This is a genomic window from Lonsdalea quercina, from assembly GCF_900107885.1.
GTDB classification, from domain to species: Bacteria; Pseudomonadota; Gammaproteobacteria; order Enterobacterales; family Enterobacteriaceae; genus Lonsdalea; species Lonsdalea quercina.
The window spans coordinates 1-25,517 of sequence record NZ_FNQS01000012.1 but is presented as its reverse complement, the minus strand read 5'-3'; the positions used below and the strand labels follow the sequence as shown (position 1 = coordinate 25,517).

The 25,517-nt window shown below is 57.0% G+C and carries 24 protein-coding genes and 1 pseudogene; 8 read left to right on the top strand and 17 right to left on the bottom strand.

Features of this window, described 5'->3' with window-relative positions:
• Positions 1 to 171 precede the first annotated feature (171 nt).
• The 3 genes from BLU64_RS14650 to pldB all read right to left on the bottom strand — a co-directional run bounded on the left by BLU64_RS14650 (position 172) and on the right by pldB (position 3,078).
• Positions 172 to 867: a pirin family protein gene (locus BLU64_RS14650; protein WP_026744266.1), complete on the bottom strand. Its 696-nt coding sequence runs from the start codon at positions 865 to 867 to the stop codon at positions 172 to 174.
• A 357-nt stretch (positions 868 to 1,224) separates the two neighbouring features.
• Positions 1,225 to 2,037 (bottom strand): sugar/pyridoxal phosphate phosphatase YigL, encoded by an 813-nt coding sequence (gene yigL, locus BLU64_RS14645; RefSeq protein ID WP_026744267.1) that lies wholly within the window; start codon positions 2,035 to 2,037, stop codon positions 1,225 to 1,227.
• 48 nt (positions 2,038 to 2,085) lie between these two features.
• Positions 2,086 to 3,078, bottom strand: a complete 993-nt coding sequence (gene pldB / locus BLU64_RS14640) for a lysophospholipase L2 (protein WP_074729210.1) — start codon at positions 3,076 to 3,078, stop codon at positions 2,086 to 2,088.
• 113 nt (positions 3,079 to 3,191) lie between these two features.
• On the opposite strand from pldB, the gene rhtB reads away from it, so the two are divergent.
• Positions 3,192 to 3,812 carry a homoserine/homoserine lactone efflux protein gene (gene rhtB / locus BLU64_RS14635; RefSeq protein ID WP_074729208.1) on the top strand — a complete coding sequence of 207 codons (621 nt, stop codon included), beginning with the start codon at positions 3,192 to 3,194 and terminating at the stop codon, positions 3,810 to 3,812.
• 50 nt (positions 3,813 to 3,862) lie between these two features.
• On the opposite strand, the gene rhtC is transcribed toward rhtB, so the two are convergent.
• From rhtC to pldA, 3 genes are all read right to left on the bottom strand, one after another.
• Positions 3,863 to 4,492 carry a threonine export protein RhtC gene (rhtC, locus tag BLU64_RS14630; protein ID WP_026744270.1) on the bottom strand — a complete coding sequence of 210 codons (630 nt, stop codon included), beginning with the start codon at positions 4,490 to 4,492 and terminating at the stop codon, positions 3,863 to 3,865.
• 57 nt (positions 4,493 to 4,549) lie between these two features.
• Positions 4,550 to 6,373 carry an ATP-dependent DNA helicase RecQ gene (gene recQ, locus BLU64_RS14625; protein WP_026744271.1) on the bottom strand — a complete coding sequence of 608 codons (1,824 nt, stop codon included), beginning with the start codon at positions 6,371 to 6,373 and terminating at the stop codon, positions 4,550 to 4,552.
• Between the two features lie 118 nt (positions 6,374 to 6,491).
• The gene (gene pldA / locus BLU64_RS14620) at positions 6,492 to 7,361 is read right to left on the bottom strand and encodes a phospholipase A (RefSeq protein ID WP_074729207.1); all 870 of its coding nucleotides are present in this window, start codon (positions 7,359 to 7,361) and stop codon (positions 6,492 to 6,494) included.
• A 315-nt stretch (positions 7,362 to 7,676) separates the two neighbouring features.
• Here pldA and rarD point away from each other — a divergent pair, with 315 nt between their 5' ends.
• Positions 7,677 to 8,573, top strand: a complete 897-nt coding sequence (gene rarD / locus BLU64_RS14615; RefSeq protein ID WP_074729205.1) for an EamA family transporter RarD — start codon at positions 7,677 to 7,679, stop codon at positions 8,571 to 8,573.
• Positions 8,574 to 8,624: 51 nt separating this feature from the next.
• Here rarD and corA read toward each other — a convergent pair whose 3' ends face one another.
• From corA to BLU64_RS14575, 9 genes are all read right to left on the bottom strand, one after another.
• Positions 8,625 to 9,575, bottom strand: a complete 951-nt coding sequence (gene corA, locus BLU64_RS14610; RefSeq protein ID WP_026744274.1) for a magnesium/cobalt transporter CorA — start codon at positions 9,573 to 9,575, stop codon at positions 8,625 to 8,627.
• 168 nt (positions 9,576 to 9,743) lie between these two features.
• Entirely contained in the window at positions 9,744 to 9,878 is a 135-nt protein-coding gene (ysgD, locus tag BLU64_RS17915) for a YsgD/CorL family protein (RefSeq protein WP_394296379.1), read from the bottom strand.
• A 28-nt stretch (positions 9,879 to 9,906) separates the two neighbouring features.
• Positions 9,907 to 12,069, bottom strand: a complete 2,163-nt coding sequence (gene uvrD / locus BLU64_RS14605) for a DNA helicase II (protein WP_074729203.1) — start codon at positions 12,067 to 12,069, stop codon at positions 9,907 to 9,909.
• An 85-nt stretch (positions 12,070 to 12,154) separates the two neighbouring features.
• Positions 12,155 to 12,871 (bottom strand): 5-amino-6-(5-phospho-D-ribitylamino)uracil phosphatase YigB, encoded by a 717-nt coding sequence (yigB, locus tag BLU64_RS14600; RefSeq protein ID WP_026744276.1) that lies wholly within the window; start codon positions 12,869 to 12,871, stop codon positions 12,155 to 12,157.
• Positions 12,871 to 13,782, bottom strand: coding sequence for a tyrosine recombinase XerC (gene xerC / locus BLU64_RS14595; RefSeq protein ID WP_074729201.1), 912 nt, complete (start codon positions 13,780 to 13,782; stop codon positions 12,871 to 12,873). The genes yigB and xerC overlap by 1 nt, the downstream gene beginning before the upstream one ends.
• Positions 13,779 to 14,492 carry a DUF484 domain-containing protein gene (locus tag BLU64_RS14590; RefSeq protein WP_074729198.1) on the bottom strand — a complete coding sequence of 238 codons (714 nt, stop codon included), beginning with the start codon at positions 14,490 to 14,492 and terminating at the stop codon, positions 13,779 to 13,781. The genes xerC and BLU64_RS14590 overlap by 4 nt, the downstream gene beginning before the upstream one ends.
• Positions 14,489 to 15,313 (bottom strand): diaminopimelate epimerase, encoded by an 825-nt coding sequence (gene dapF, locus BLU64_RS14585; RefSeq protein WP_026744279.1) that lies wholly within the window; start codon positions 15,311 to 15,313, stop codon positions 14,489 to 14,491. Before dapF ends, BLU64_RS14590 begins: the two co-directional genes overlap by 4 nt.
• 89 nt (positions 15,314 to 15,402) lie before the next feature.
• The gene (gene lptM / locus BLU64_RS14580; RefSeq protein ID WP_071999816.1) at positions 15,403 to 15,570 is read right to left on the bottom strand and encodes an LPS translocon maturation chaperone LptM; all 168 of its coding nucleotides are present in this window, start codon (positions 15,568 to 15,570) and stop codon (positions 15,403 to 15,405) included.
• Positions 15,571 to 15,782: 212 nt separating this feature from the next.
• Positions 15,783 to 18,341: a class I adenylate cyclase gene (locus BLU64_RS14575; RefSeq protein WP_026744280.1), complete on the bottom strand. Its 2,559-nt coding sequence runs from the start codon at positions 18,339 to 18,341 to the stop codon at positions 15,783 to 15,785.
• Between the two features lie 337 nt (positions 18,342 to 18,678).
• On the opposite strand from BLU64_RS14575, the gene hemC reads away from it, so the two are divergent.
• The 6 genes and pseudogenes from hemC to BLU64_RS14545 all read left to right on the top strand — a co-directional run bounded on the left by hemC (position 18,679) and on the right by BLU64_RS14545 (position 23,671).
• Positions 18,679 to 19,617 (top strand): hydroxymethylbilane synthase, encoded by a 939-nt coding sequence (hemC, locus tag BLU64_RS14570; RefSeq protein WP_074729196.1) that lies wholly within the window; start codon positions 18,679 to 18,681, stop codon positions 19,615 to 19,617.
• A complete protein-coding gene (gene hemD / locus BLU64_RS14565) occupies positions 19,614 to 20,360 on the top strand; it encodes a uroporphyrinogen-III synthase (RefSeq protein ID WP_074729194.1) in 747 nt (248 codons plus the stop codon). Before hemC ends, hemD begins: the two co-directional genes overlap by 4 nt.
• A gap of 17 nt (positions 20,361 to 20,377) precedes the next feature.
• Positions 20,378 to 21,505: a uroporphyrinogen-III C-methyltransferase gene (hemX, locus tag BLU64_RS14560; RefSeq protein ID WP_026744283.1), complete on the top strand. Its 1,128-nt coding sequence runs from the start codon at positions 20,378 to 20,380 to the stop codon at positions 21,503 to 21,505.
• 2 nt (positions 21,506 to 21,507) lie between these two features.
• Positions 21,508 to 22,737: a protoheme IX biogenesis protein HemY gene (gene hemY / locus BLU64_RS14555; protein ID WP_074729191.1), complete on the top strand. Its 1,230-nt coding sequence runs from the start codon at positions 21,508 to 21,510 to the stop codon at positions 22,735 to 22,737.
• Positions 22,738 to 23,110: 373 nt separating this feature from the next.
• Positions 23,111 to 23,321 (top strand): annotated as a pseudogene (locus BLU64_RS14550) (SymE family type I addiction module toxin).
• Positions 23,318 to 23,671: a SymE family type I addiction module toxin gene (locus BLU64_RS14545; RefSeq protein ID WP_026741248.1), complete on the top strand. Its 354-nt coding sequence runs from the start codon at positions 23,318 to 23,320 to the stop codon at positions 23,669 to 23,671. Before BLU64_RS14550 ends, BLU64_RS14545 begins: the two are co-directional and overlap by 4 nt.
• 52 nt (positions 23,672 to 23,723) lie before the next feature.
• Here BLU64_RS14545 and BLU64_RS14540 read toward each other — a convergent pair whose 3' ends face one another.
• The gene (locus BLU64_RS14540) at positions 23,724 to 24,203 is read right to left on the bottom strand and encodes a hypothetical protein (RefSeq protein ID WP_036153706.1); all 480 of its coding nucleotides are present in this window, start codon (positions 24,201 to 24,203) and stop codon (positions 23,724 to 23,726) included.
• Position 24,204: 1 nt separating this feature from the next.
• A partial coding sequence (locus tag BLU64_RS14535) for an RHS repeat-associated core domain-containing protein (protein WP_280513594.1) occupies positions 24,205 to 25,517 on the bottom strand: 1,313 nt, incomplete at its 5' end.

Here is a 25,517-nt window from a genome sequence, read left to right as displayed (position 1 = left end):
GGGGAGTGAGTATCGATACCATACCGGATTACCCCGACTTTCATGACGGCTGAGAACGTCTTCGCAGCATGGGTCGAAACGTGATTGCGCGTTGAAACGGCGCCGACATGGTTGAAACGGCCAACGCCCCGGCTTGCCATAATGCGCTTCATTGCATGCAGGCACTGCTCCTTACACCGGCGGTAAATCAAATAGCAGAATTTCACTCTCTTCATCCGCGCTGATTGAGAGCGTGCTTTCGTCCCATAACGCCAACGCATCGCTGGCGCTCGCCGACTGTCCGTTCACCGTGACCGTGCCGCGCACGACCTGGATCCAGACGCGGCGGCCGGTCTCTATGTCATGCACCGCCTGCTCCTGCGCCTTCAGCGCCCAGCGCCACAGCGACATGTCCTGAAAGACCTTGAGAGAACCATCGCGCCCCTCCGGCGACAATACCCGCTGTTTGCCCTGCTTGTCGTCAAAACGACGCTGCTCATAGCGCGGCGTCAGGCCTTTACGGTCCGGGATAATCCAGATCTGATACAGATGCAGCAACGCATCCGGGCTGGCATTGTATTCCGAATGGCGAACACCGGTGCCCGCGCTCATGATCTGGAACTCCCCGGCCGGGATCCGCTCGTGATTCCCCATGCTGTCCTGATGTTCAATGGTGCCGGACAGCACATAGGTCAGTATTTCCATATCCCGGTGCGGATGCATGCCGAAGCCCTGCCCGCCTTCGATACGATCTTCATTGATCACCCGCAGGGCGGAAAATCCCATGAAGTCGGGATCGTGGTAATCGGCAAATGAAAACGTATGCCAGCTGTCGAGCCAACCGTGGTGGGCATGTCCGCGCTGCTGCGCCTGACGTAAATAGATCATCGTTGCTTCCTCCGTCGTTTTGAACAGTCTAGCGACGAGGCGTCGAGAAGATAGCGTAAAAAACTCACCGTACCATTCAAAAAAATAGCGGCATTTACGGAAACTGGTTTCCATAAATCGTGCAGACAAAAAAAAGCCAGCACCCGAGCTGGCTAAATAAATACTGGAAGCAATGTGAGCAATGTCGTGCTTTCACAGCAAAACCTCGCTGAACCATCAAGATCGAGACAGAGGGGTTTTCCCGGAACGCATGGCAATAATAATCATTATCATTCGCACCTGTAAAGCATTTTTTTGGCCTTGTCACACTGCTTACACATCTCACATCTCGACATATCCTGGCACACCACGGATGCGTTAGCGTTCGATTAGCGCAGCATACAATTTGCGCAGGTAGTGCGGCACCGCGTCATCCGCGTTAGTGCCGATCACTTCCAGCCCTGGCAAACGGTCTTTTAAACGCTGGTGGGCGGCCGCCATGATGCAGCCTTTTCCCGCCATTGAGAGCATTTCCAGATCGTTCATGCCGTCGCCAAACGCGATGCAATCCTTCACGCCATGCCCCATGAGTTTCGCCACCTGCTCCAGCGCGTGTCCCTTCGATACGCCGCCCGCCATCACTTCCAGGCAGTTTACCGAGGAAAAGCTCACGTTGACGCGGTCGCCCCAGCGGGCGTTGAGCGCCTCTTCCAACGGCAGCAGGCGTTCGTGATCGTCGCAGGTGAAAAAGACTTTCCCCACGTCGTCGGTGTCCAGCGCCGTCGGATCGAACAGCTGGTACTTGAAGACGGACTCCTGAAAGAACTGCTCCTCTTCCGGTCGGGCGCGGCTCATGAACCAGTCATCGCCCCGATAAATGTGAGTGAGGATGTCCTCGCGGTCGTACATGATGCCGAACAGGTCGCGCGCGATATCGCTGTCCAGATTGTGGCTGACCAGCTGTTCTCCATCGGTGTTGTGCACGCGGGCGCCGTTCGAGGTGATCATGTACGCGCTGATCCCCAGCCTGTCGCGGATCTGTGCGACGTCCTTATGATGCCGTCCGGTGGCGAAGACAAAATGAACGCCCTGCTCCGTCAGCAACTGCAACGTTTCTCTGGCATAGGGGGTAAGCGTATGAGCGGGGGACAGCAGCGTGCCATCCAAATCGGAAGCAACAATTGGGTACATACGTTGGAATCTAACCTCCGCAGGTTAAACGCGGCCGGGCCGCGGAATTTAATGATATTGCGCAAAATGGTGCAGAATCCGGCGAAAAACGTCGGCACGCACCGTATCTTCTTCAAACAGCATGTCATGTCGAGCGTCGCGTATTACCTGCGGCTTCCCTCCGGCCACCGGATGACCCGCGGCGGCCATCGCTTCGCAGAATGCATTTTGCCCGCGGTTGTCCACCACCCGATCGTCCTCCGCTTGCAGCACAAGCAGCGGTACCGTGATCTTTGCGGCTCTCGACATCAAATCTCTTCCCGCCAACAACGCTTCACGCACCCAGTGATAGGTAGGACCGCCGATTCTTAAAGCTGGGTCGTCGGCATAAATACGCACACTACGCAGATGCCGCGCACGGCTGTGGGTCAGCACGTTGAGAACATAAGGCAATGGCTGCCACTGGCTGGCGCCAATGGCATAGTAGTCACGCAGTTTCGGGTAACGTTCAGTCTGATCCAGAATGCGCCAGGCCAGCCACTCCGGCATCGGCAGATGGATGTCGCACATGGGGGCGCACAGCGCGGCGGCATCGAACGCCTCGGGCCTTCGGGCCAGAAAATCGGCCAGAACCACGCCGCCCATCGAGTGAGCCAACGCAAAGCGCCGTTTATATCCGCTTTTCGCCAGTTGCAGTTGCCAGAACTGTGCCACGTCATCCACATAGTCGCTGAAATTCTCGACGTGACCGCGGTGCGTGTCTTTAAGCAAACGTCCCGAACGTCCCTGCCCGCGATGATCCATCATCAGCACGTCATAACCATTGTGAAACAGGTCGTAGGCGACCTCGGAATATTTGACATAGCTGTCGGTGCGGCCGGTGAGCAGCATCACCACCTGATGATGACGCGGAGAGGTAAAGCGGGCAAAGCGGATGGGGACGCGATCGACGCCGATGAACTCGCCCTCGTCCCGCCGCCGCCAGAAGTCCAGCAAAGGCCCGTTGGCAAACGCAGCGTACTGCGCCTCCCGGTTTAGTAGACACTCAGGGTACTGAGTCATCACACATTCTCGCGGTTGTTCATGACGGCTAAACCTGGTTTTGTGAGCTCTGGCGCAAAGATCGGCGTTGGCGTATTGTGGCATAAAAAGCGACGTTCAGGGAGCATTGACGCATGACCTTCGAGTGGTGGTGTACCTACCTCGTGACCACATTGATTCTGAGTCTTTCGCCGGGTTCCGGCGCCATCAACACCATGAGCACCGGCATCAGTCACGGTTATCGGGGAGCAGTCGCCTCGATTGCCGGCCTGCAGGTCGGGTTGGCCTGTCATATTGTGCTGGTGGGCATCGGCCTTGGCGCGCTGTTGTCTCAGTCCGTAATGGCGTTTGAAGTGCTCAAATGGGTCGGGGCGGGCTATCTGATTTGGCTTGGCATTCAGCAGTGGCGCAGCGCAGGCGGTCTGGATTTAAACACGCTGGCAAACACTATGCCGCGGCGCAGACTGTTCAAGCGGGCCGTGCTGGTCAATTTGACCAACCCGAAAAGCATTGTGTTTCTGGCCGCGCTGTTTCCGCAATTCGTCATCCCGCATCAGCCACAGGCCATGCAATATTTGGTGCTGGGCGTCACCACCATCGCCGTGGATATTGTCGTGATGATTGGTTATGCCACACTGGCGACACGGATCGCTAAATGGCTGAAGGGACCGCGGCAGGTGAACAGACTGAATAGAATATTCGGTTCGCTGTTTATTATGGTGGGAGCGCTGCTGGCCTCCGCCCGTCGGGCATAATCCCGAGTCGAGCAAAAGGTCATGGCGAAGCGCCCGCCATGACCTCGCGTTTAGCGCGAGACGATAAGATGAATACCGAATCCCGCGAAGAGAATGCCCGCCACACCGTCCACCCATTTCGCCAAACGCTGATAGCCCCGGCGCATCACCGGCAACGCAAATACCATCGCGACCAAAGTGAACCATGCCAGCGTTTCTAGCGAAATCAGCGCAAACAGCCCCCAGCGCGCACTCTCGCCCACGCTATCGCCGACGAACAGAGAGAAAACGCTGCCGAAGTAGATTAACGCTTTGGGATTAGACAGGTTGGTCACTAATCCACGGATGAAGAACTTGCCGCGCTTGGGCAAATCGACGCTGACCTCCGCCTCCGTAGCCTCGGGCTGTCGCGCCTTCTGGCGCGCGGATCGCAACATTTGCCACCCCATCCAGCACAGGTAAAGCCCGCCGCCGACGGTGATGATGCGGTGCAGCCACGCCATCTGCATCAGCAGCAGATGCAGACCCATCAGGGCGATCGCCGCCCAGACCACAACGCCCAGCGTGATGCCTAACACGCCCATCATCGCTTCACGGCGCGAACGACTGGCCGCAATCTGCGAAACAAAGAAAAAGTCGGGTCCTGGACTCATCAGAGCGATGAAGTGCACTAGCGCCACGGTCATAAATAACATGAACATCATGAAACTCCCTTTGTTATGGTCTTGGCGACGTTATGCAATGAGAACTTGCACCATTTAATCGTCGTTTTCCAAATGCTCGCGAATGAGCGTCATAAACGGCACGCCGAAGCGCTCCAGTTTACGCTGCCCCACGCCGTTGACGTTCAGCAGCTCACTGGCCGTAACCGGCAGGATTTCCGCCATCTCCAGCAGCGTCGCGTCACTGAAGACGACGTACGGCGGAATGTTGTTTTCATCGGCGATGGATTTGCGCAGCTTGCGCAGTTTGGCGAACAGTTTGCGGTCATAGTTGCCGCCGTATGATTTCTGGCTGACGCGCGGTTTCAGGTTGATCAACCGCGGTACGGCGAGTTGCAGCGGGACGTCGCCACGCAGAACAGGTCTGGCCGCTTCGGTCAGTTGCAGCGCGGAGTGCTGCACTACGTTTTGCATTAACAGTCCCAGATGGATTAGCTGGCGCAGCACGCTGACCCACTGTTCCTGCGTTTTATCTTTGCCGAGTCCGTAGACCGGCAGCTTGTCGTGGCCGAACTCGCGAATACGCTGATTATTGGCGCCGCGCAGCACTTCCGCGATATAGCCTATGCCGAAACGCTGGCCGACGCGGTATACGCAGGATAAGGCTTTCTGCGCATCGACCAGTCCGTCGTAACTTTTCGGCGGGTCGAGACAGACATCGCAGTTGCCGCACGACTGCTGGCGCCCTTCGCCGAAATAGTTGAGCAGCACCAACCGTCGACAGGTTTGCGCTTCCGCAAACGCGCCCATAGCGTTAAGTTTGTGACGCTCGATATCCAGTTGCGGACCCGCCGGTTTTTCTTCCAGACAGCGGCGCAGCCAGGCCATATCGGCCGGGTCGTAAAACAGCGCCGCTTCCGCAGGCAGGCCATCGCGCCCGGCGCGACCGGTCTCCTGATAATAAGATTCGATGTTGCGTGGAATATCGAAATGCACTACGAAGCGAACGTTAGGTTTATTGATCCCCATCCCGAACGCCACCGTGGCCACCACGACCTGTAGATCGTCGCGCAGAAACGCTTCCTGCACCTGAGCCCGGCGTTCGTTTTCCAGACCTGCGTGATAGGCCCCCACGCTCAGGCCGCGATTTTGCAGGCGAGCGCACAAGTCTTCGACCTTCGCACGGCTGTTGCAATAAACGATGCCGCTTTTACCGCGTTGGCCTTGCACGAACATCCATAGCTGGTCGAGCGGTTTAAATTTCTCCACCAGCGTATAGCGGATGTTAGGTCGGTCGAAGCTACTGATGTGAATCAGGGGATCGTGCAAATCCAGCAGACGCACGATGTCCTGACGCGTGGTGTCGTCCGCCGTAGCGGTCAGCGCGACCACCGACAGGCCGGGGAAGCGCTGTTTCACCTGCCCCAGCGCCCGGTACTCCGGCCGGAAATCATGTCCCCATTGGGAAATACAGTGCGCTTCGTCGACGGCGATCATCGCCAGTTGCCAGTAAGACAGATGATCGAGGAAACTTTCAGAAGTCAGACGCTCGGGGGCGATATACAGCAGTTTGACGTCGCCGTTGCGGCAACCGGTCATGACCTGATGCTGCTGCTCGCGCGTTTGCGTAGAGTTAAGGCAGGCGGCGGAAACGCCGTAGGCCTGAAGCTGATCTACCTGGTCTTTCATCAGGGAAATCAGCGGAGACACCACCAGCGTCAACCCTTCCATGACCAGAGCAGGAATTTGATAACACAGGGATTTGCCGCCACCCGTGGGCATGATCGCCAGGCAGTCCCGCCCGTTGAGGGCAGCGTTGATAATCGCTTGCTGGCCGGGCCGAAACTGCTGATACCCGAAGGTTTCGCGCAACACCTGCGTCGCCAGCGCTTCTTTATTCAATACTTCTGCCGTAGACACGCCTTCACCGCTTTTATAAAAACAAACAGGCGCTATTTTCAGCGCCGTTTGATAAAACTGCAACGTTTGTGTGCAGGCTTTTACTTACCCTACTCGACAACACCGGCCTAACGCGGCCTTAGAACATATCGTTGAGAGTCACGCCGACGCCGACCCGCGTCTGACGATGGTTGTAGTCGATCAACGATTCGCCGTAGCCGCTGAAGACTTTGGTGTAGAAGCGCACATGCTCGGTCAGCGGGTAGCTCCAGCTGACCTCACCGCCGCCGTAGCCGCTATTCCAGTTATAACGTCCTTCCGCGCTGAAAATGCTGTCGCCCCACAGGTAGCCCACACGGACACGGTAATGTCCCATGTAACGGGTGATATCCGGGTTATCGTCTTTGCTGTCGGAAATACGTAACCAAGGTTTCAGCTCCACCTGCCAGTTGCCGTTCTGCGCCATCAGACGCGCATAGGCACGGTTCCAACTGCGTGATGTGGGATCGGAGCGACCGTTAGACTGATGGCTAAAGCCCACTTCCACATCACGTAAAGTCCAGCCCGCTAGGCTGTAATCCGTCGCCCAGCCCAGGAAGATCTGCGGCTCATAGTTGGTCTCACGGAAAGGGGAAGATTCGCTTTTATTGGAAAGCTGCCACCAGGAGCCTTGGGTGTAAGACGCGCCAAGCAGCGAGTTGTCGCCCAAAATACCGCGCCATAGCGGGAAGCCCAAACTGATTTGGAAGTTGACCTCGTCTTTGCGAGCGTTCTTTCCCCAGTTATAGCTCTGAATCGCATCCCGGTTGATGTTGCTGGTATAGGTGTAAAGCAGGTAGTTATTTTCGTATGGGTAAAGAATGAACGGACTGTCATGCTTTTGCAGCAGGCTGGCGATAATGCTGCCACGGACCGCCGGTTTATCATGAATGTCCTGCACTGTGGCTTCCTGCGCCTGGACCTGCGCCGTCAACAGCAACGCCAGCATACCACCCCAAATTTTAAGCATGCACGTATTTCTCCAACTGACCGTAAGGTTATTTTTTGATTTGCCGCTGGCATTGTACACAGAAACTAACCGGTTACATCATAGGCAACGACGAATCGGTTTTTTCTGTATGGCGCCAGCTTTCACTTCCTGCTCACCGCTGTTATTTACAAAGTACCACGGCGGAACGGCGCTGACCTTTACCTACCAGATAACGCCCTATCTCATGCTGGGAAAAACCACTATTGCCGCCATAATTATCGTAATAGACGGGTGTTGGCAGACTATATTTTGAGTAAAATAGTCGTTTCCCCCTGTTTATACTGAGCAATTACAATGGAAACGCAGCAAACTCGCCAGGGAGTCCTGTTCGCTCTTGGCGCTTACATCATCTGGGGTATCGCCCCAGCCTATTTCAAACTCATCGAACAGGTTCCCGCCACTGAGATTGTTTCGCACCGCGTGATTTGGTCGTTCTTTTTTATTCTCATCCTGCTCAGCGTCAGTCGTCAATGGAAGCAGGCCATCCTCCTCCTGCAACAGCCAAAACGGTTGCTGATGCTGGCGGTGACCGCCCTCTTCATCGGCAGCAACTGGCTGACCTATATCTGGGCCGTCAACCATCACCACATGCTGGAAGCCAGCCTGGGTTATTTTATTAATCCGTTGGTCAGCGTGCTGCTCGGGCTAGTGTTTTTAGGCGAAAGGTTCCGTCCCATGCAGTGGCTCGCCGTCGCGCTGGCGGTATGCGGCGTGCTGGTGCAGCTGTGGAAATTTGGCTCCCTGCCGTCTATCGCACTGTGGCTGGCCTTCAGCTTTTCCGTCTATGGCCTGTTGCGTAAAAAGATTGGGGTCGATGCGCAGACGGGCATGCTGGTCGAAACCCTTTGGCTGATCCCCGTCGCGTTGGTGTACCTGTTTTGCTTCGCCGACACGCCGACCAGTCACTTAACGCAGAACTCGCTGTCGTTGGATCTGCTGCTGATCTCTGCCGGTATCGTCACCACCGTCCCGCTGCTGTTCTTCACCGCCGCCGCAGTGCGCCTGCGTCTCTCCACGCTCGGCTTCTTCCAGTATATCGGCCCGACGCTGGTGTTTTTACTGGCCGTCGTGGCCTACGGCGAGTCGTTCACACAGGATCAACTGATCACCTTTGCCTTCATCTGGCTGGCGCTGGCGATTTTTATCGGCGACGCGCTCCGTACTCAGCAGAAGCAGAAACGACTGGCGTAAAAAAAGGCCCCGTCGCTATCGACGAGGCCTGTCCTTTCTTTTGTTCGGCGGTTACAGCCAGTTGCGGCGTTTAAAGTACAAATAAGGCGCCAGACCGGCCAACACCATCAGCACCAGCGCCGCCGGATAACCAAAGGCCAGTTTCAGTTCCGGCATGAATTCGAAGTTCATGCCGTAGCTGGAAGCCACCAGCGTTGGCGGCAGGAACACCACGGACACCACCGAAAAGATTTTGATGATGCGGTTCTGTTCGATATTGATGAACCCCATCGCCGCTTGCATCAAAAAGTTGACTTTCTGGAACAGCGATTCGTTATGCGGCAGCAGCGATTCGATATCGCGCAGAATTTCCCGCGCCTGCTCCAGCTGACCGCTCGGCAGCCGTGCTTTACGCACTAAGAAGTTCAGCGCACGTTGGGTATCCATCAAACACAAACGCACCTTCCAGCCGATATCTTCCAGCTCAGCCAGCGTCGACAACGCGTCGTCGTACTCGTCGCCCTGACGACCGTCCATGATGACGCGACTTAATGCCTCCAGATCGCTGTAGATATTTTCGATTTCGTCCGCCAACTGCTCGATTTTGGTTTCAAACAGGTCAAGCAGCAGCTCATAGGCGTTGCCGTCTATCAGCGTCTGCCCGCGGGCGCGCATACGATACAGGCGAAACGCCGGCAGTTCGCGTTCGCGCAAGGTATACAAGCGGCCGTCGCGGATGGTGAATGCCACCGTGGCATTGCCCGCGTGATCTTCCGCATCTTCGTAAAAGAAGAAGGAGTGAATATGCAGGCCGTCTTCATCCTCGAAGAAACGCGCGGAGGCTTCAATGTCTTCCAGTTCGGGTCGAGTCGCCAAGGTTTGGCCCAATTGGGTTTGTACCTGGTCCCGCTCGATAATGTCCGGTTCGACCAAATCCACCCATAACGATGAAGTGAGATCTTCGGCCTCTTCCATTTCCATACGGGTTAAACGGCTGTTTTCCAGCTTGAATGCGCTCAGCATAGGTCATGCTCCCTAAAGGTGTTCTGGCAGGGACAATACGCGCTTGAAACACTAAAAAGAGGGTGAAAAATCACCATCAAATTCCAGTCCGTTTGACGGTGCTGACTCGATGCGATGTATGAGGAGATCGCTGACAACCACTAAGGCTATCAGCAACAGAGGATAGCCTTAGAAGTTGTACCTAAGAAATAGGTGTGTGAGCCAGTATCGACTGGGTGTGTCCAAGGCGTGGGTCCTCCGGGAATAATGATGCGCGCATGTTACGCTGAGATGAAAAAGGCTGTCAACACGCACGCAGGCCATTAATGCAACAATCTGTTCAGTCGTTAGTTTATACGATGTTCAGCTTTGCGTAAGCCGCCACCAACCATTTTATCCCCTGACCGGGGAACGCGACCTGAACGCGACAATGGTCGCCGCTGCCTTCAAGATTCACGATCGTCCCTTCACCAAATTTGGCGTGGCTGACACGCTGGCCCAGCTTATAGCCGCTGTCGCTCGCGGAAATAGGCGTCCCCAGCCGCTGCTGATTAACGGGACGCGATACGCTGGCGCGCAGTCGGACCTCCTCCACGCACTGCTGCGGCAGCTCGCCAATGAAACGCGATGGACGGTGATAAACCTCTTTGCCGTACAGGCGGCGGGTTTCCGCGTAGGTCAACGTCAGTTTGCGCATCGCTCGAGTCACCCCGACGTACGCCAACCGACGCTCTTCCTCCAGTCGTCCGCCCTCTTCAAGAGACATCTGGCTTGGGAACATGCCCTCTTCCATCCCGACGATGAACACCTGGGGAAACTCCAGCCCTTTGGCGGAGTGGAGCGTCATCAGTTGAACGGCATCCTGATAGGCGTCCGCCTGCCCTTCTCCCGCTTCCAGCGCGGCATGAGAAAGAAACGCCTGTAGCGGCATCAGGTCCTGATCTTCTTCCTGATAGCTGTACTGGCGCGTCGCGGTGACCAGTTCCTCCAGGTTCTCGATGCGGGTCTGCCCCTTCTCCCCTTTTTCCTGCTCGTACATGCTCCACAGACCGGAGTCTTTGATCACGCGGTCAGTTTGTACATGCAGCGGCTGCTCGGCCGTGTCGTTAGCCAGCGCGTCCACCAGTTCGAGGAAACGTTGCAGCGCGCCGGCGGCGCGTCCGGCCAGCGCCTTCTCCTGCAACAGCGCACGAGTGGCCTGCCACAGGGTCAGTTGACGGTCGCGCGCCGCCTGACGCACCACTTCCAACGTCCGGTCGCCGATGCCGCGCGTCGGGGTATTCACCACGCGTTCATACGCCGCATCGTCGTTGCGGTTGGCGATCAACCGCAGATACGCCAGCGCATCTTTGATTTCTTGTCGTTCGAAGAAGCGCATCCCGCCGTAAATACGGTAGGGCAGGCTCTGCTGTAGCAGCGCCTCTTCCAACACACGGGATTGGGCGTTGCTACGATAAAGGATGGCGCACTCGTTCAGGCTTCCCCCCATTTCCTGCCACGCCTTGATGCGGCTCACGACAAACCGCGCTTCGTCCAGTTCATTGAACGCGCAGTACAGGGAAATTGGGTCGCCCTCGACGCCGTCGGTCCACAAGTTTTTTCCCAGACGATCGCCGTTATGGGCGATCAGGGCATTGGCCGCGTTGAGGATGTTGGCGCTGGAGCGGTAGTTCTGCTCCAGACGGATGGTCGACGCCTGCGGAAAATCGTTCAGGAAGTGCTGAATATTTTCCACCTGCGCCCCGCGCCAGCCATAGATGGACTGATCATCGTCGCCCACGATCATGACACGGGCGCTATCGCCCGCCAGCATCCGCACCCAGGCGTACTGAATGCGGTTGGTATCCTGGAATTCGTCCACCAGAATGTTGTTAAAGCGGTCCCGGTAGTGCTGCAGGATGTGCGGCTTGTTCAGCCACAGCTCGTGAGCGCGCAGCAGCAGTTCAGCGAAATCCACTAACCCCGCGCGATCGCAGGCTTCCTGATAGGCCTGATAAACGCGCAGCCAGGTCTGTTCCACCGGATTGCCGTAGCTCTCGATATGCTGAGGACGCAGGCCCTCATCTTTTTTGCCGTTGATGTACCACATCGCCTGGCGCGGCGGCCACTGTTTCTCATCCAGATTGAGCGCTTTAATCAGACGCTTGAGCAGGCGCAGCTGATCTTCGCTGTCCAGAATCTGGAAGTCCTGCGGCAGTCCGGCGTCAAGATGATGCGCGCGCAGCAGCCGGTGCGCCAGACCGTGAAAGGTCCCGATCCACATGCCGCCCTGACTGGTGCCGATCAGCTGTTCGATACGATGGCGCATCTCTGCGGCGGCTTTGTTGGTGAACGTCACCGCCATGATGGAGTACGGGGAGCAGTTCTCCACCGACATCAGCCAGGCGATACGATGCACCAGCACCCGCGTCTTGCCGCTGCCAGCTCCGGCCAGCACCAGCATGTTGCTGCGGGGAGCCGCGACGGCGTCGCGTTGTTTATCGTTCAGACTGTCGAGCAGATCAGATACGTCCATAGGCGTTGGTTATCCGTGAAAAGGGCATCCCATCACCACGCGGCGACAGTTCACCTCTGTTTATGCATACAGTGGAAAGCGTGAATTATAGCAATGCCGTCAGCGAAACCAACCTTGCAATTGCAATATGCGGCAGTAGCCGAGCTTCGCGGAGCTGCATCAGGTTAGCTCTCTGTGGCGCTATCCAGCAGGATTGCATCCCGCAGCGCACGGCGCCGGCCACGTCGGTGATGAGATCATCCCCCACGTGTAGCAGGTGATGCAACGGTAAATTGAGACGTTCCGCAGCCTGATGAAACATGTCGTGCCACGGCTTGGCGCGGCCGTCCGGACCGGCGCGGAGTACAAACTGGAAGTACTCGCCCAGCCCGCACGCATGAGGATCGGCATTGCCGTTGGTGATCGCCGCCAGCGGCCAGCGTTGGGCCAGCGCCCCAAGCGTATCGTGGGTTTCCTGCGAAATACTGATACGGCTGCGCCAGTAGGCGAAGTGCGTCATCGCTTTTGCTGCGCCGTCGTCCGCCTCCGCCTCGCTCATCCCCTGACGCCGTAGCGCCAGCACGACCGTGCGGCGACGCCACTCGGTCATGTCGTGGTAAATCTCCGGCTCCTGCGCGCGCAATTCGCTACGCATCGTGCCGAATTCCGCCTCGGTCAACGAACGCAACCCCGGATGGAGTTCGCGCAGGAACTGCAACGCTTCCTGTGAACTGCGCCGCACAACCTCGAAATTGTCGTACAGCGTGTCGTCGAGATCGAAGGTGAGGGCCTCGATTCGGCCGAGGGGACGATAAACGTGCATCAGGATTTGCCTCGTTTGGCGCGGGGATGCGCCGCATCATAGACCGAAGCCAGATGCTGAAAATCCAGATGCGTATAAATCTGCGTCGTGGTGAGGTTGGCGTGGCCGAGCAGCTCTTGCACCGCGCGCAGATCGCCGCTCGACTCCAACAGGTGTGTTGCGAAGGAATGCCTGAGCTTATGAGGATTGATGTGGCTATTCACGCCCTGTTTCACGCCCCACTCGGCGAAGCGCTTCTGAACGTTGCGCATGGAGATACGCTTGCCCTGACTGGACACGAACACCGCGTCGTCATCCGGCGCATAGATCTCCCGCAGCGCCAGCCAGCGATGCAGCCAGGTGACCGCCGTTCCGCCCAACGGCAAACGGCGCTCTTTGCTGCCTTTCCCCATGACCCAGACTTCGCCGCTGTCCAGGTCGATATGTCTCAGGTCCAAACCGACCAGCTCAGCCAGACGAAGACCCGCGCCGTACATCACTTCCAGCATCGTCCGATCGCGCACCGCCAGCGGATCGCTCTCGTCGATGTCCAGCAGACGGTTGACCTCGTCCACATCCATATTCTTGGGCAGATGACGCCCGGCTCGCGGCGTGGCAATCCCTTTGGCAGGATTGGCGTTCAACGCGCCGCGGCTCACCATCCAGTCCAGAAAACTGCGCAGCGCGGAGAGGCGCAGCGCCAGACTGGAGGACTGCAGTCCATCGCGCTTGCTGCGCGCCACTACCGCACGCACCCCGGCGGCGTCTAGCTGACGCCAGTCGCTTATGCCGGAGGCGGATAAGATAGAGATAACGGCCTGGAGTTGATGCGCATAGCTGCTTTGCGTCAGCGGACTAAGCTGCCGCTCGACCCGCAGATAGCGTAAAAAGGCGTCGGCCTGCGTCAACAAGGGCGAGTCGGGGACGTTCATAGCCGTTCGATCCAGCGTTGCAGAACCATCGGCAATATCGTCGCCAGATGCTGCAAGAGCACGGTCCCCATCCCTTCCTGATAATGATGGCTGTCGCGGCTGCTGAAAATCAGCAGTCCCAGATCGCCTTTTTCGCCCATCATGGACAGCGCGACCGACCCCACCTGCCGCGCCTGTGGCAGCAGCAGCAGCAGCTCGGGTCCGTTAAGCGAGCCAAGATAGTGATTACGTTTCCCCAGCCGCTGAATGCGCAGGGGTTCGAACGCCGTGCGATTCAGCGCGAGATGCGTGAAATCAGACGGCGCGCCGATACGCCATTTGTCGCTGAACAGCCGCACCGTGGCGCCGGACAGCCCCAGTTTGCGCGCCCAGCGCTGCAAACGATCCAGCAGATCCTGCAGCGAATCCGCCGCCGACAAGGCCAGTTGTAACTGCAACAGTTGATTGAACAGCGCCTCGTTCTGCGCGGCCTGCTCCATCAGCAGCGTAATGTCCTCTTCCAGGTGCTGGATCTGGGTGCGCTGACGCGACAGCTGCCACTCGACCAAAGATACGCTCTCTCGCACCGGGTGCGGGATGCGCATCTGTTCAACGTGGCGAGAATTGCGGATGAAAAAATCGGGGTTTTGATGCAGGAACTGCAGCACCATGTCATCCGTCAGTTCAACCTCGCGATCGACCTGTCCCTGCTGTTCCTCGACGCGTTTCATAAATGAATGAATCCATCATAGACATGCGTGGCCGGACCGGTCATGAACAACGGGTTTCCCGGCCCCGCCCAATGAATATCCAGCTCGCCGCCCGGCAGTTTCACGTTGACTTCCGCCGACAGCAGCCCTTGCTGAATCCCTACCGCGACAGCCCCGCAGGCGCCGCTACCGCAGGCCTGAGTTTCTCCCGCGCCGCGCTCGAAGACTCGCAGCCGGATGGAATCGCGATTAACGACCTGCATAAAACCAATGTTAGCGCGTTCGGGGAAACGTTCATGATTTTCTAGCAACGGCCCGAGCGTTTCGACCGCCGCCGTATCGACGTCATCGACCTGCACGACGCAATGCGGGTTGCCCATCGACACCGCGCCACACAGCACGGTGTGGTCCGCCACCCGCATGATGTAGGTTTTCTCGGCTTTCGCGGCGCGAAACGGGATCTGCTGCGGTTCAAAGTTTGGCTCGCCCATATTGACCCGCACCAGTTCATCTTCGGTGACCGACAGCACCATGCGTCCGCTGTGGGTGCTGACATGGATATCGCGCTTATTCGTTAGCCCCTTCAGCCGTACAAAACGAGCGAAGCAACGGGCGCCGTTGCCGCACTGCGCCACTTCGCTGCCGTCGGCGTTGAAGATACGGTAATGAAAATCCAGCTCAGGATCGTACGGCGGCTCAACAACCAGCAACTGGTCGAAGCCCACGCCGCAATGGCGATCCGCCAGACGGCGGATGAGCTCGGGCGAAAAATAGACATTTTGCGTGACGGCATCGACGACCATAAAGTCATTGCCTAAACCGTGCATTTTGGAGAACTGCATTATCCTGACTCCGCTGGCTCAACCGGACGCGGTAAATACGCTATCGTGACCCGTTAAAAGATGGGGAAATCCCGTTTGATCGTCTGCCGTTATGGCCGATTAGCCGATGGTTGCGGTGTCGTATTGTTCTGTGTCTGAGACTCACTCGGCGTCGGGCTTTTCTGCTCCGGCGGGAAGTACAGCGGCCCTTTCAGACCACAGCCGACCACCGCGAGTGCAACCAGCGCCAGCGCAGCCTGGCGAAATAGCGATTTCATAACGTTAAACCTGTCGTTCAGAGACTCATGCTCTCTATAATCGCAGCTGGATCATGAAAATCAACAGGAATCGAAAATCAACGACGGCGAGTTCAATGAATCGAACCGATGCACGAGGGCACTTCGCTGGAAGCGTACGTTAAGGCCAAGAGCGAAGAAAAGAGCGTTCGGTCTATTGAAGGTGGGTGGCGCGTTGAGAGAAGAGCGTCAAACTACAGCGTCTGAAGCTGTCGCGGGTTCAGCCGTGGAGAGCCGTCCTGAAGCGAGGTCATACACATCGGCGAGAGGTCGCTCTTGCGGAATGGAATCACCTTCGTTTGGCCATCGACCAAGACTATCTGGTAAAACTGCGGGAGATTAAAATTGATTGAGCTGGCGCCGTAGGTGAAACGATCGTGAGAGGAGGAGTAGAAGCGGCTGACGTCGCGCACCAGCTCCTCTTTGCTGCCTTCGCAGTGATGAAATACCTCGACCCGGTTGGTCTCATCCAGAATATAGATATTGAAACCTTCGTTGTCCGTTCGGTTTTCAAAAAAGAACTGAATGATCCCTTCGCTAGCGACGCCGTCTATCACCGGCGGCAAGTGGACTTGCGCGGCGGTTTCCACCTGAATTGGCAGCCCCTGCAGTTTGTTGTTGGAAATCGCGCCGTAAAACTCCACCGCGTTCTCCTGTTTCTGCACCGACACGCTGAGTCGCTCGAAGAACAGCCCCCAGGTTTGTCCCGCCACCTTCACCGCTTTGAAGCGACCCGGCTCCTGACGCGTGCTGGACAAGCGCAGCTCTATACACTCAGACACCAGTTGCTGTACGCGCGTGCGGATCAGTCCGCGTAAATGCTGGCTGTAGCAAAAGACGTCCAACGACTCCGGCAACGCCGCATCTTGATGCATTTTGCCCAGAATGGTTTTCAGCGCTTCTAATACCGCCTGTTCGCCGCTGAAGTGCAGGGTTCTGACCTCATTCCAGGAGTTGCGGTATAGCAGGTCAATACTGCCGACCAGACACTGCTGCTGCTGACCAAAACTGAACACGTCCAGTTGACGGAAGTCGAAGTGCACGACCTGATTACGGAAGGCCGCCGTCGGATCGTGCTCCAAATTGACGATGATCGCCAGGTGACGAATCTCGCACGGACTATACAGCGCCTTAGGCGTGGGCGGCGCGACACGAAGCGGGAAGTGACTCGCGACGTCGGACACTAGCTCCTTGAGCTTGGCTAAATCGCAGCGATCTCCGCCTTTGATATGCAGCTGCGTGGCAGACGTCAGCAGGCCGTTGAAATAGGCCCAGGCCACCAGCTTGTTCAGATAGCGGTTATATTCCAGCGGCTGATGGCTGATGATGGCATCCATCAATGGCGCCTGATTATACAGATACCAGCCGCTACGATTGGCGCGCCCAGCGGGCACGTATATGAACGTCAGGTCCGGCTCGGACAAATCGGGAGAAATCTGCGGATTCACCAACGTCACTTTGCCCGGCAGCGCCTCGAAGGCGGCGTACAGCTTGCGCGTCAGCACGCCGATATCCTGCGGGCTGGCGCTGACGCTCAGGTTGTTACGCCGGGCGAATCGGATCAGATTTCGATAGCTCTGCATCATCGCATCCAGCAGTTCGTTATGCGCTTCGCGCACCTGCTCGATTTTCCAGTTGGCGCGGTTATCCAGCATCTGCAAACGCTTGTCGTCCCAGCCCCATTGCTGAACCAGCTGTGTCAGGATCTGCTCGCGCCAGGCGGTTTTACCGACGCCGGTAGACAGTTTCTCGCACACTTTGAGATAGAAGCAGCGGCGCGCCAGATCCAGCCGCGGCATATCGTCGACGGCGGTGAGATAGTGGGTGACGCGCTCCAGCATCATGCAGTACGGATCCAGCCCAAACGACACAATTTCGCCTTTATGCAAACGCGTTTTGATCTCGGCCGACAGCAGGCGGGTATCGGGATATTCCCAGGAGTAAGCTTCCAGCAGCAGCGTTTTCAGCACCGCTTTATAGGGAGAGTCGATGCTTTTGTAGAGCTGCCACAGGCTGGCGCCGAAATACTCTTCCGCCGACAAGGTGCTAAGACCGCCCAGATCGAGCCACTCATTCGGCGCCAGCGCGCCCTGCGAGTAAAGGTTGATGACATACTCGTCGTAGTTCGGCTCTTCCTCTACCGGCACCATATTCCACAGGATGCGCTTGCCCGCCATGCGAACGGCGGTACGGTAGAATTCATCCAGCAACAAAATGTGCTGAGTCGAACCGCAATCTTCGCCGCCCAGACTGCCGCTCTCATTGTGACGAAAGCGATTCTCGTCCATGACGAAGAAACTGACGTCTACCCCCAATCCCGCCGCCCACTGTTCCAGCAGCGTGCATTTCTGTTGTAAGCGCTGACGCTCTTCGGTATCGAGCCAGGATTGATGGCAGACCCACACGTCAAGATCGGAGGTGCGGCTTTGACCAATGGATGAGGTGCTGCCCATCGAATAAATGCCGTTGATGGGGAATTCGCCCTGCTTACACATGGGTTCCGCCATTCCGCCAACCAGTTGGGCGTCATCGAAATAGCGTTGTTGGTTTTCATCAGGCGTGTAGAGACATATACCGTGCGGAACCTTACCTTCAAGGTAGCCCGGCATCTGGGGATGGTGGTGATGTAATAAAACCGGCAAAAGACTGTAAACCTGCTGGAAAGCGGGTCTCATTGCTGCCAGAGCGCGTTCAACTCGCAGTTGGTTAATCGCGTCCAGTCTCTGCTTTAGTGTCTCGATATAGAGGTACAAGACGTTTCGCCTGATTATCCCAGTGACTAAAAAAAGCCGTTTTTCCAAACCTGTCCTGAGTCATGATTTTGAGGAATGGCGGACAGTTTATTGCTGGAAACGTGATCAATTTAACACCTTGCTGAAAAGGCGTAAAGAAAGTAAAAAAAGTCAGAATTTTCGGTCTACACTTCGGGGTTGGTTCTGCTGTCGCTCTCTCAGACCCTCGCCAGCATTTATGATTTATGGCTGCTATCATTGCAATCGTCACCAACTGAGGTTTAGCCACGGCCCGGCAACTGACACTGGCGCAGCATCAATGATACGATGCAACGAAACGATAACAACGGTATCCAGCATGTTAGACAATATTCTCAGAATTGCCACCCGAAAGAGCCCGCTCGCCCTATGGCAGGCCCATTATGTACAACAACAGCTGCAGTCTTGTCATCCGGATTTACAAGTGGAGCTGGTGCCAATGGTAACACGGGGAGACGTTCTGCTGGATACTCCGCTCGCCAAGGTTGGGGGAAAAGGTCTATTCGTCAAAGAATTAGAGCTGGCGCTGCTTGAACAGCGCGCCGACATCGCCGTTCACTCCATGAAAGACGTCCCGGTGGACTTCCCGCCAGGACTAGGACTGGTCACCATCTGCGAACGCGACGATCCTCGCGATGCATTCGTCTCCAACCTCTACCCCAATCTGGACGCGCTGCCTGAAGGCGCGTGCGTCGGTACATCCAGCCTGCGCCGCCAGTGCCAGCTGCGCGCCAACCGGCCTGACCTGGTGGTGCGCGATCTGCGCGGCAACGTCGGCACCCGCCTATCCAAACTGGATAACGGCGAATATGACGCCATCATTCTGGCCGTTGCGGGCCTCAAGCGGCTGGGCATGGAAGACCGCGTGCGCTGCGCGTTGAGTCCGGAAACGTCGCTGCCGGCGGTGGGTCAAGGCGCGGTCGGTATCGAATGCCGGCTGGACGACGCCAGAACGCAACGCCTGCTGGCCCCGCTGAATCACACCGACACCGCTACGCGGGTGCAGGCGGAGCGTGCCATGAACACACGTCTTGAGGGAGGATGCCAGGTGCCGATCGGCAGCTACGCGGAGCTGGAGGGCGAGTGCCTATGGCTGCGTGCCTTGGTCGGCGCGCCGGACGGCAGCCGCATCATCCTGCGCGAGCGGCGTGGACCACGCGCAGAGGCGGAGAGCATCGGGGTTGCGCTGGCGGAAGAGCTGCTGGCTTGCGGCGCCGCCGAGATTTTACAGGCCGTTTACGGTGCCTCTTCGTCATGACGATTTTAGTTACCCGCCCCTCTCCTGCGGGCGAGCAACTGGTTTCCCGTCTCTGTCAGGCCGGACTCACGGCCTACCACTGCCCATTGATTGAATTTACGCTGGGTCGCGAACTGCCCCAATTACCCGCTATGCTGAATACATTGCAGCCGGGCGATCTGGTGTTCGCGCTCTCCAATCAGGCCGTTAAGTTCGCTCAGCCAGCGTTGTCGCAGGCGGGTCTGCGCTGGCCGAAAACGTTGAATTACTATGCCGTCGGCCGCACTACCGGGCTGGCGCTTCATACCGTCACCCGTCGGCCGGTCATCTATCCTGAGAGTCACGGCACCAGCGAAACGCTGCTGCATGATCCGTCTCTCCAGGAGGTTGAAGGCAAGCGGGCGCTGCTGCTGCGCGGGAACGGCGGCCGGGAGCTGCTGGCCGATACGCTCCGCCAGCGCGGCGCGCAGGTCAGCTACTGCGAATGTTACCAGCGGACGCCGGTACAGTATGACGGCACAGAGCAAACGCTGCGCTGGCAAACGCTCGGCGTGGATACGCTGATCGTCACCAGCGGAGAAATGCTGCAACAGATCTATACTTTAGTTCCTGATTATTATCGGGCTTCGTGGCTACTGAGCTGCCGAATGGTGGTGGTCAGCGAACGACTGGCCGCCCTGGCCCATGATTTTGGCTGGCGCGATATCTTGGTCGCCGATAATGCAGATAACGATGCGCTGCTGCGCGCACTACAACAAACCTGATCATAGGATGTCTCATTATGACGGAACGCATTACCCCCACAACTTCGAATGAAGAGGTTGTTGAACGGGCTGAATCTTCCTCTACACAACCCGAACCGACACCGTCAGCACCTCAGCGTTACGGTGTGCTCCTGGGTGCCGCAGCCATCGTTATCGCACTCGGCTTAAGCGGCGGTGTTTACTATTACGCGCATCAGCAGACGTCGAAACAGTCGGCGATTGTCGCGCAATTACAGGAGCAACTCGACGGGTTCAAACAGCAACAGCAGCAAAACCAGCAGTCCTGGCAGCAATCCCTGGCTCAGCAAAGCCAGACGCAAAACGCCAGCGAACAGCGCCTCACGGCGTTGAACAGTCAGGTAGGCGACCTGCAGGAAAAGCTGGATGCGCTCTCCAATCATGACGCCAAAACCTGGCTGCTGTCCGAAGCCGACTTCCTGGTGAAAATGGCCGGCCGCAAACTGTGGGCGGACAAAGACGTCACTACCGCAGGTACGCTGCTGAAAAGCGCAGACGCCAGCCTGGCGGAGATGAAAGACCCGAGCCTAATTGACCTCCGTCGCGCCATTACGCAAGACATCAGCACGTTAGCCAGCGTTAATCAGGTCGATTTCGACGGCATCATTCTCAAGGTAAATCAGTTGGCCGATCAGGTGGATAACCTGCGCATGGCCGACAGCGATCTGGACGAAGCGCCGATGGACGAAAATGATACGTCTTTGTCCGCTTCATGGAGTGAATGGCGCCAGAACCTGAGCAAAAGCTGGCACAACTTCCTGTCGGAATTCATCACCGTCCGTCGTCGCGACAGCGGCGCCGAACCGCTGCTGGCGCCGAACCAGGATATCTACCTGCGCGAAAATATCCGCGCCCGCCTGCTGGTTGCCGCTCAGGCGGTGCCGCGTCATCAGAATGAAACCTATCGACAGTCGCTGGAAACCGCCGCGGTATGGGTTCGCGCCTACTTCGATAACAACGACGCGGCAACCAAAGCCTTCCTGGAGCAGCTGGACGCACTCAGCCAGCAGTCGGTTTCGATGGACGTGCCTACCGAACTGCAAAGTCAGCCTCTGCTGGAAAAAGTGATGCAGACCCGGGTTCGTAACCTGCTGGCGCAACCGTCAGCCGCGCCGCAGGGAGAGTGATTATGCTTAAGGTACTTCTGCTTTTTATCGTGTTGATCGCCGGTCTGGTCGCGGGACCGATGGTCGCTGGCCATCAGGGCTACGTGCTGATCCAGACCGATAACTACAACGTGGAAACCAGCGTTACCGGGCTGGTCATCATGCTGGTGTTGTTCCTTCTGGCCTTTCTGCTGGTCGAGTGGATACTGCGACGCGTTTTCCGCACCGGCGCACGCACGCGCGGCTGGTTCCTCGGCCGTAAACGCAGTCTGGCTCGCAAGCAGACCAAAGCCGCGCTGCTCAAATTGGCGGAAGGTGACTATCGCCAGGTCGAGAAGCTAATGACGCGTAACGCCGATCATGCCGATCAACCGGTGGTGAACTATCTGCTGGCCGCCGAAGCCGCACAGCAGAGAGGCGATGAATTCCGCACCCGGCAATACCTGGAACGCGCCGCTGAAATCGCCGACACCGACCAGCTACCGGTCGATATCACCCGTGTTCGTATTCAGCTGGCTCGTCACGAAGACCATGCCGCACGCCATGGCGCGGATCGTCTGTTGGAAGTCGCGCCGCGCCATCCTGAAGTGCTGAGGCTGGCCGAGCAGGCCTTCCTGCGCACCCATGCTTACAGCGCGCTGCTGGATATCCTGCCCGCCATGCGCAAAACCCAGTTGCACGATGAAGCCGAGTTGGCGGCCCTGCAACAGCAGGCGACACTTGGACTGATGAATCAGGCGATGTCGGAAGGCGGCAGCGAAGGATTGAAACAGTGGTGGAAAAATCAGAGCCGCCGCGTACGGCACGAGCAGGCGTTGCAAGTTGCGATGGCGGAGCATTTGATTGAATGCGACGACCACCAGACCGCGCAGCAAACCATCGTCGACGCCTTGAAACGTCAATATGACGAAAGACTGATCCTGCTGATGCCGCGGCTGGACGCCGGTAACCCGGAACAGCTGGAAAAAATTCTGCGCCAGCTGATCAAACAGCACGCCGACGTTCCTCTGCTGCACAGTACGCTGGGCCAGCTGCTGATGAAACACGGCGAATGGGAACAGGCCGCCGACGCTTTCCAGGCCGCGCTGGCGCTGCGTCCAGACGCCTACGACTACGCCTGGTGCGCCGACGTCTACGACCGCCTGAAAAGGTACGAAGACGCGGCCACGCTGCGCCGCGAAGGTCTATTACTGTCGTTGCAGTCTACGCCAGCATCCGAGGCAGATGCCCTGCCGACGCCGCAGGCCCAATAAAACCCACCTCAGGCGCAGACTTGCTCTGCGCCGCTCTCCGCGCTCATACCATCACCGTTTGCTTTCCTGCTCTCGCGGGAAGGTAAACGTCACTCACCTACCTCAGGCATGACGCGTAAGCTTCGGCGTTTGCTCTTACGCCCGGCAACGGCGTGGTTTATCGTCAGCTCCGCGCCGTCCGGCAGCACCACCTGCTTCAGCTCACTGATTCGGCTGTAGCGGAAGTGCTGGTCAGCCCGTCTTCTTCCTTTTCCTCTTACGACCAAAGCAGGGTGCGCGTGACTCTGTGCTCGTCGTAGACTCTGCGCACTTCCGTGCGTTCTGCCACTCGCGCACCACCCGGTCGCGCAGGTCGTATTCCAACTGCACGTAGCTGACCGAAGCCGACACAAGTAATAAAGCAACCAAAACAGTACATTACTACACGGTGGGATATGCCCCGCAAAACGGCAGACCCAACCCCCCCGTCCGCGATAAACCTCGAGGGCCGCAGGCTGGAAGAGTCGGGCTTTATCACCGGCCAGCCGGTCACGGTAAATATTGAACACGGAAGATTGATTATTCAGGTGGAGGGAAGCGTATGAACGGAGGCACTATTATACAGGCCACCACAGGCGGATTTATTCCTGAGCTGATTATCGATAGCCAGGATATTATTAAAGCGGGGTTTACGCCGGGTGCAGTATTTAAGATAGAGCCGTATCGGGATGGGCTGATAATAACGTTTGTTTCTGATGAGGCAGAGATTGAGCGGTTATTATTGGAGGTGGACGCAGCTCCTAATATCGGCGTGGACTGGATACGGGATAACGGCGAGTTGTATCTGGCGGGGGATTGGCTGACACAGTGTGGCCTGACCGGGCAACCGCTGGCGATCAGCGTGATGCCTGGTCAGGTATTGATTCGGGTGCAGCAGGGGAATATGCTGGCGTAACCACAGTTCTAAATAACTAGATAGATCCTTCTTGGATCTATCTAGCCTTATATTAAATAGCTATTATTTTTTCTTTAGCAAAGCCAACAGGCCAATGCCCAGCATAATATATCCGCACAACATCCTCCCATCTAGCTCCTAGGTTTAGATATTTTTCAGATACATACTGCCTAAAAGCAAAACATATTCCATTTCTTGCCGCTTGGCTAAAATCATGTGGTAAGCATATAAATTTATCTTTAGGTAACCCTTTAGTTGCATTTAATACTGCTTTATTTACTTTAATTCTAAGCTCTGCAAGCTCTTTAGATGTAGTTTGACCTTTATAAAATGGGTCATCTTGAGTTGGCGAGGTCGGAAGCCACTCAGTACTAGCATAAAGGCCATTAAAATCTACATCAGATGGATTAATGAAAACCTTTTCAACATCTTTAATTAAAATAACCTTTTCATTCTGGATATCAGACATCCCCATTTTTGAAAAGAAGCTTGCCTTCTCTATTTCTTCCAACACTTTATTAATATCAATCATATTACAATCTCAAATCGGTTATGGTTCCTGGCGGTAAAGCTTTCCTACCTTGTTGGACTGTAGTACGAAGCACACCACCTGCTGCGTGTGGGCCAGGTATTCCAGGTAAAGAGTGGTTTGGTAATGCTCCATGTGTAGGCATTAAGTTCCACCATTTATTCGCCCCCCCACTTTCCAATGGAATTATATGATGCGGAGTTGCCCCAGTAGGCCAAACTCTTCCTGTATTCGCTTCCCATTGACTCATAAGATATTTTTGATCTCTCACAAATTCTTTACGTGACAGCCTATTTTGGAAAGCACTACGTCTTTGAACTACCGGTAAATTACCTTTTAATATTTCTGCTTGCTTTGGAGTTATATGCCCTCCAGGTGACGCAACCTTATTAGCATCGGCAATAATGCGATCAAGAGTAGAACATCCAGCTAGCCCTAATGGATCTATCCATCCCAGCGGATTGTGAACGTAAGCATACGGGTTATGTCCCCCCGCCAGCCCTATCGGGTCCGGCGAGATATACCCGCCGCCGGCCGGGTCGTAGTACCGAAATCGGTTATAGCACAGGCCGCTTTCGCTGTCACGGAGCTGCCCGGCGAACGCCAGTCCTGGGTCGGCACTCTCCGTTTCAGCCACTGCGCGCTGGCCCCACAGCGTGGCTTTCGGGGCCTGCCAGCGCAGTTCGCCTTCGCTGTCGTACAGCGCCTGCGGGGCGCCGTTTGGCGCACTGCTCACAAAATCCGTTTCCCAGCCGCCCGCCGCGGTGTGCCGCTGCTGCACCACCAATTCCCAGCCGTTGTGCACCCAGTGGCGCCGCGACGTCTGTTGCCCCTGACGATAGTGGCGCACTTCCGCTATCTGGTCGCCGTCCCACAGGTAGCGCACCGCTTCGCCGCGCTCGGCGCAGCGTTTGCTGACCCGACGGCCGAACGGGTCGTAGCGGTAATACCAGGTCTCCCCGGTGGGCGTATCCACCGCCCGCAGCTGGTTGCGACTGTCCCAGCGGTAGTGCCACACCTGCGCCCGGAACCCCGGCTTTACCTGCTGTCGGCGCACCAGACGACCCGCCCGGTCATAGGTGTAATAGGTATCGTCGCGCTGTACCAGCCTTCCTGCTTCCCACTCGGTCAGCCGTCCTTTCTCCTGCGGCAGACCGGTGCGGGTGTAGTGGTAGTCGGTCTCGGTAGTCGGCGTCCTGCCCGCGCCGCCGGTCAGGACCGACAGCACCCGCCCGGTCTTGTCCAGCCGATACCCTTCGCTGTCGCGGTTGGTGCGCACGCCCGTCACGTTGCCCGCGCCGTCGTAGCGGTACTCCC

Coding starts and splice junctions, on each gene's coding strand:
- pldA (WP_074729207.1), bottom strand. CDS start 7,361: ATGCTTAAAATTTGGGGTGGTATGCTGGCGTTGCTGTTGACGGCGCAG.
- uvrD (WP_074729203.1), bottom strand. CDS start 12,069: ATGGACGTATCTGATCTGCTCGACAGTCTGAACGATAAACAACGCGAC.
- dapF (WP_026744279.1), bottom strand. CDS start 15,313: ATGCAGTTCTCCAAAATGCACGGTTTAGGCAATGACTTTATGGTCGTC.
- yigB (WP_026744276.1), bottom strand. CDS start 12,871: ATGCACGTTTATCGTCCCCTCGGCCGAATCGAGGCCCTCACCTTCGAT.
- lptM (WP_071999816.1), bottom strand. CDS start 15,570: ATGAAATCGCTATTTCGCCAGGCTGCGCTGGCGCTGGTTGCACTCGCG.
- ysgD (WP_394296379.1), bottom strand. CDS start 9,878: ATGGCCTGCGTGCGTGTTGACAGCCTTTTTCATCTCAGCGTAACATGC.
- hemX (WP_026744283.1), top strand. CDS start 20,378: ATGACGGAACGCATTACCCCCACAACTTCGAATGAAGAGGTTGTTGAA.
- yigL (WP_026744267.1), bottom strand. CDS start 2,037: ATGTACCCAATTGTTGCTTCCGATTTGGATGGCACGCTGCTGTCCCCC.
- xerC (WP_074729201.1), bottom strand. CDS start 13,782: ATGAACGTCCCCGACTCGCCCTTGTTGACGCAGGCCGACGCCTTTTTA.
- hemD (WP_074729194.1), top strand. CDS start 19,614: ATGACGATTTTAGTTACCCGCCCCTCTCCTGCGGGCGAGCAACTGGTT.
- rhtC (WP_026744270.1), bottom strand. CDS start 4,492: ATGTTCATGTTATTTATGACCGTGGCGCTAGTGCACTTCATCGCTCTG.
- BLU64_RS14540 (WP_036153706.1), bottom strand. CDS start 24,203: ATGATTGATATTAATAAAGTGTTGGAAGAAATAGAGAAGGCAAGCTTC.
- BLU64_RS14650 (WP_026744266.1), bottom strand. CDS start 867: ATGATCTATTTACGTCAGGCGCAGCAGCGCGGACATGCCCACCACGGT.
- BLU64_RS14590 (WP_074729198.1), bottom strand. CDS start 14,492: ATGAAACGCGTCGAGGAACAGCAGGGACAGGTCGATCGCGAGGTTGAA.
- hemC (WP_074729196.1), top strand. CDS start 18,679: ATGTTAGACAATATTCTCAGAATTGCCACCCGAAAGAGCCCGCTCGCC.
- BLU64_RS14545 (WP_026741248.1), top strand. CDS start 23,318: ATGAACGGAGGCACTATTATACAGGCCACCACAGGCGGATTTATTCCT.
- rarD (WP_074729205.1), top strand. CDS start 7,677: ATGGAAACGCAGCAAACTCGCCAGGGAGTCCTGTTCGCTCTTGGCGCT.
- corA (WP_026744274.1), bottom strand. CDS start 9,575: ATGCTGAGCGCATTCAAGCTGGAAAACAGCCGTTTAACCCGTATGGAA.
- rhtB (WP_074729208.1), top strand. CDS start 3,192: ATGACCTTCGAGTGGTGGTGTACCTACCTCGTGACCACATTGATTCTG.
- hemY (WP_074729191.1), top strand. CDS start 21,508: ATGCTTAAGGTACTTCTGCTTTTTATCGTGTTGATCGCCGGTCTGGTC.
- pldB (WP_074729210.1), bottom strand. CDS start 3,078: ATGACTCAGTACCCTGAGTGTCTACTAAACCGGGAGGCGCAGTACGCT.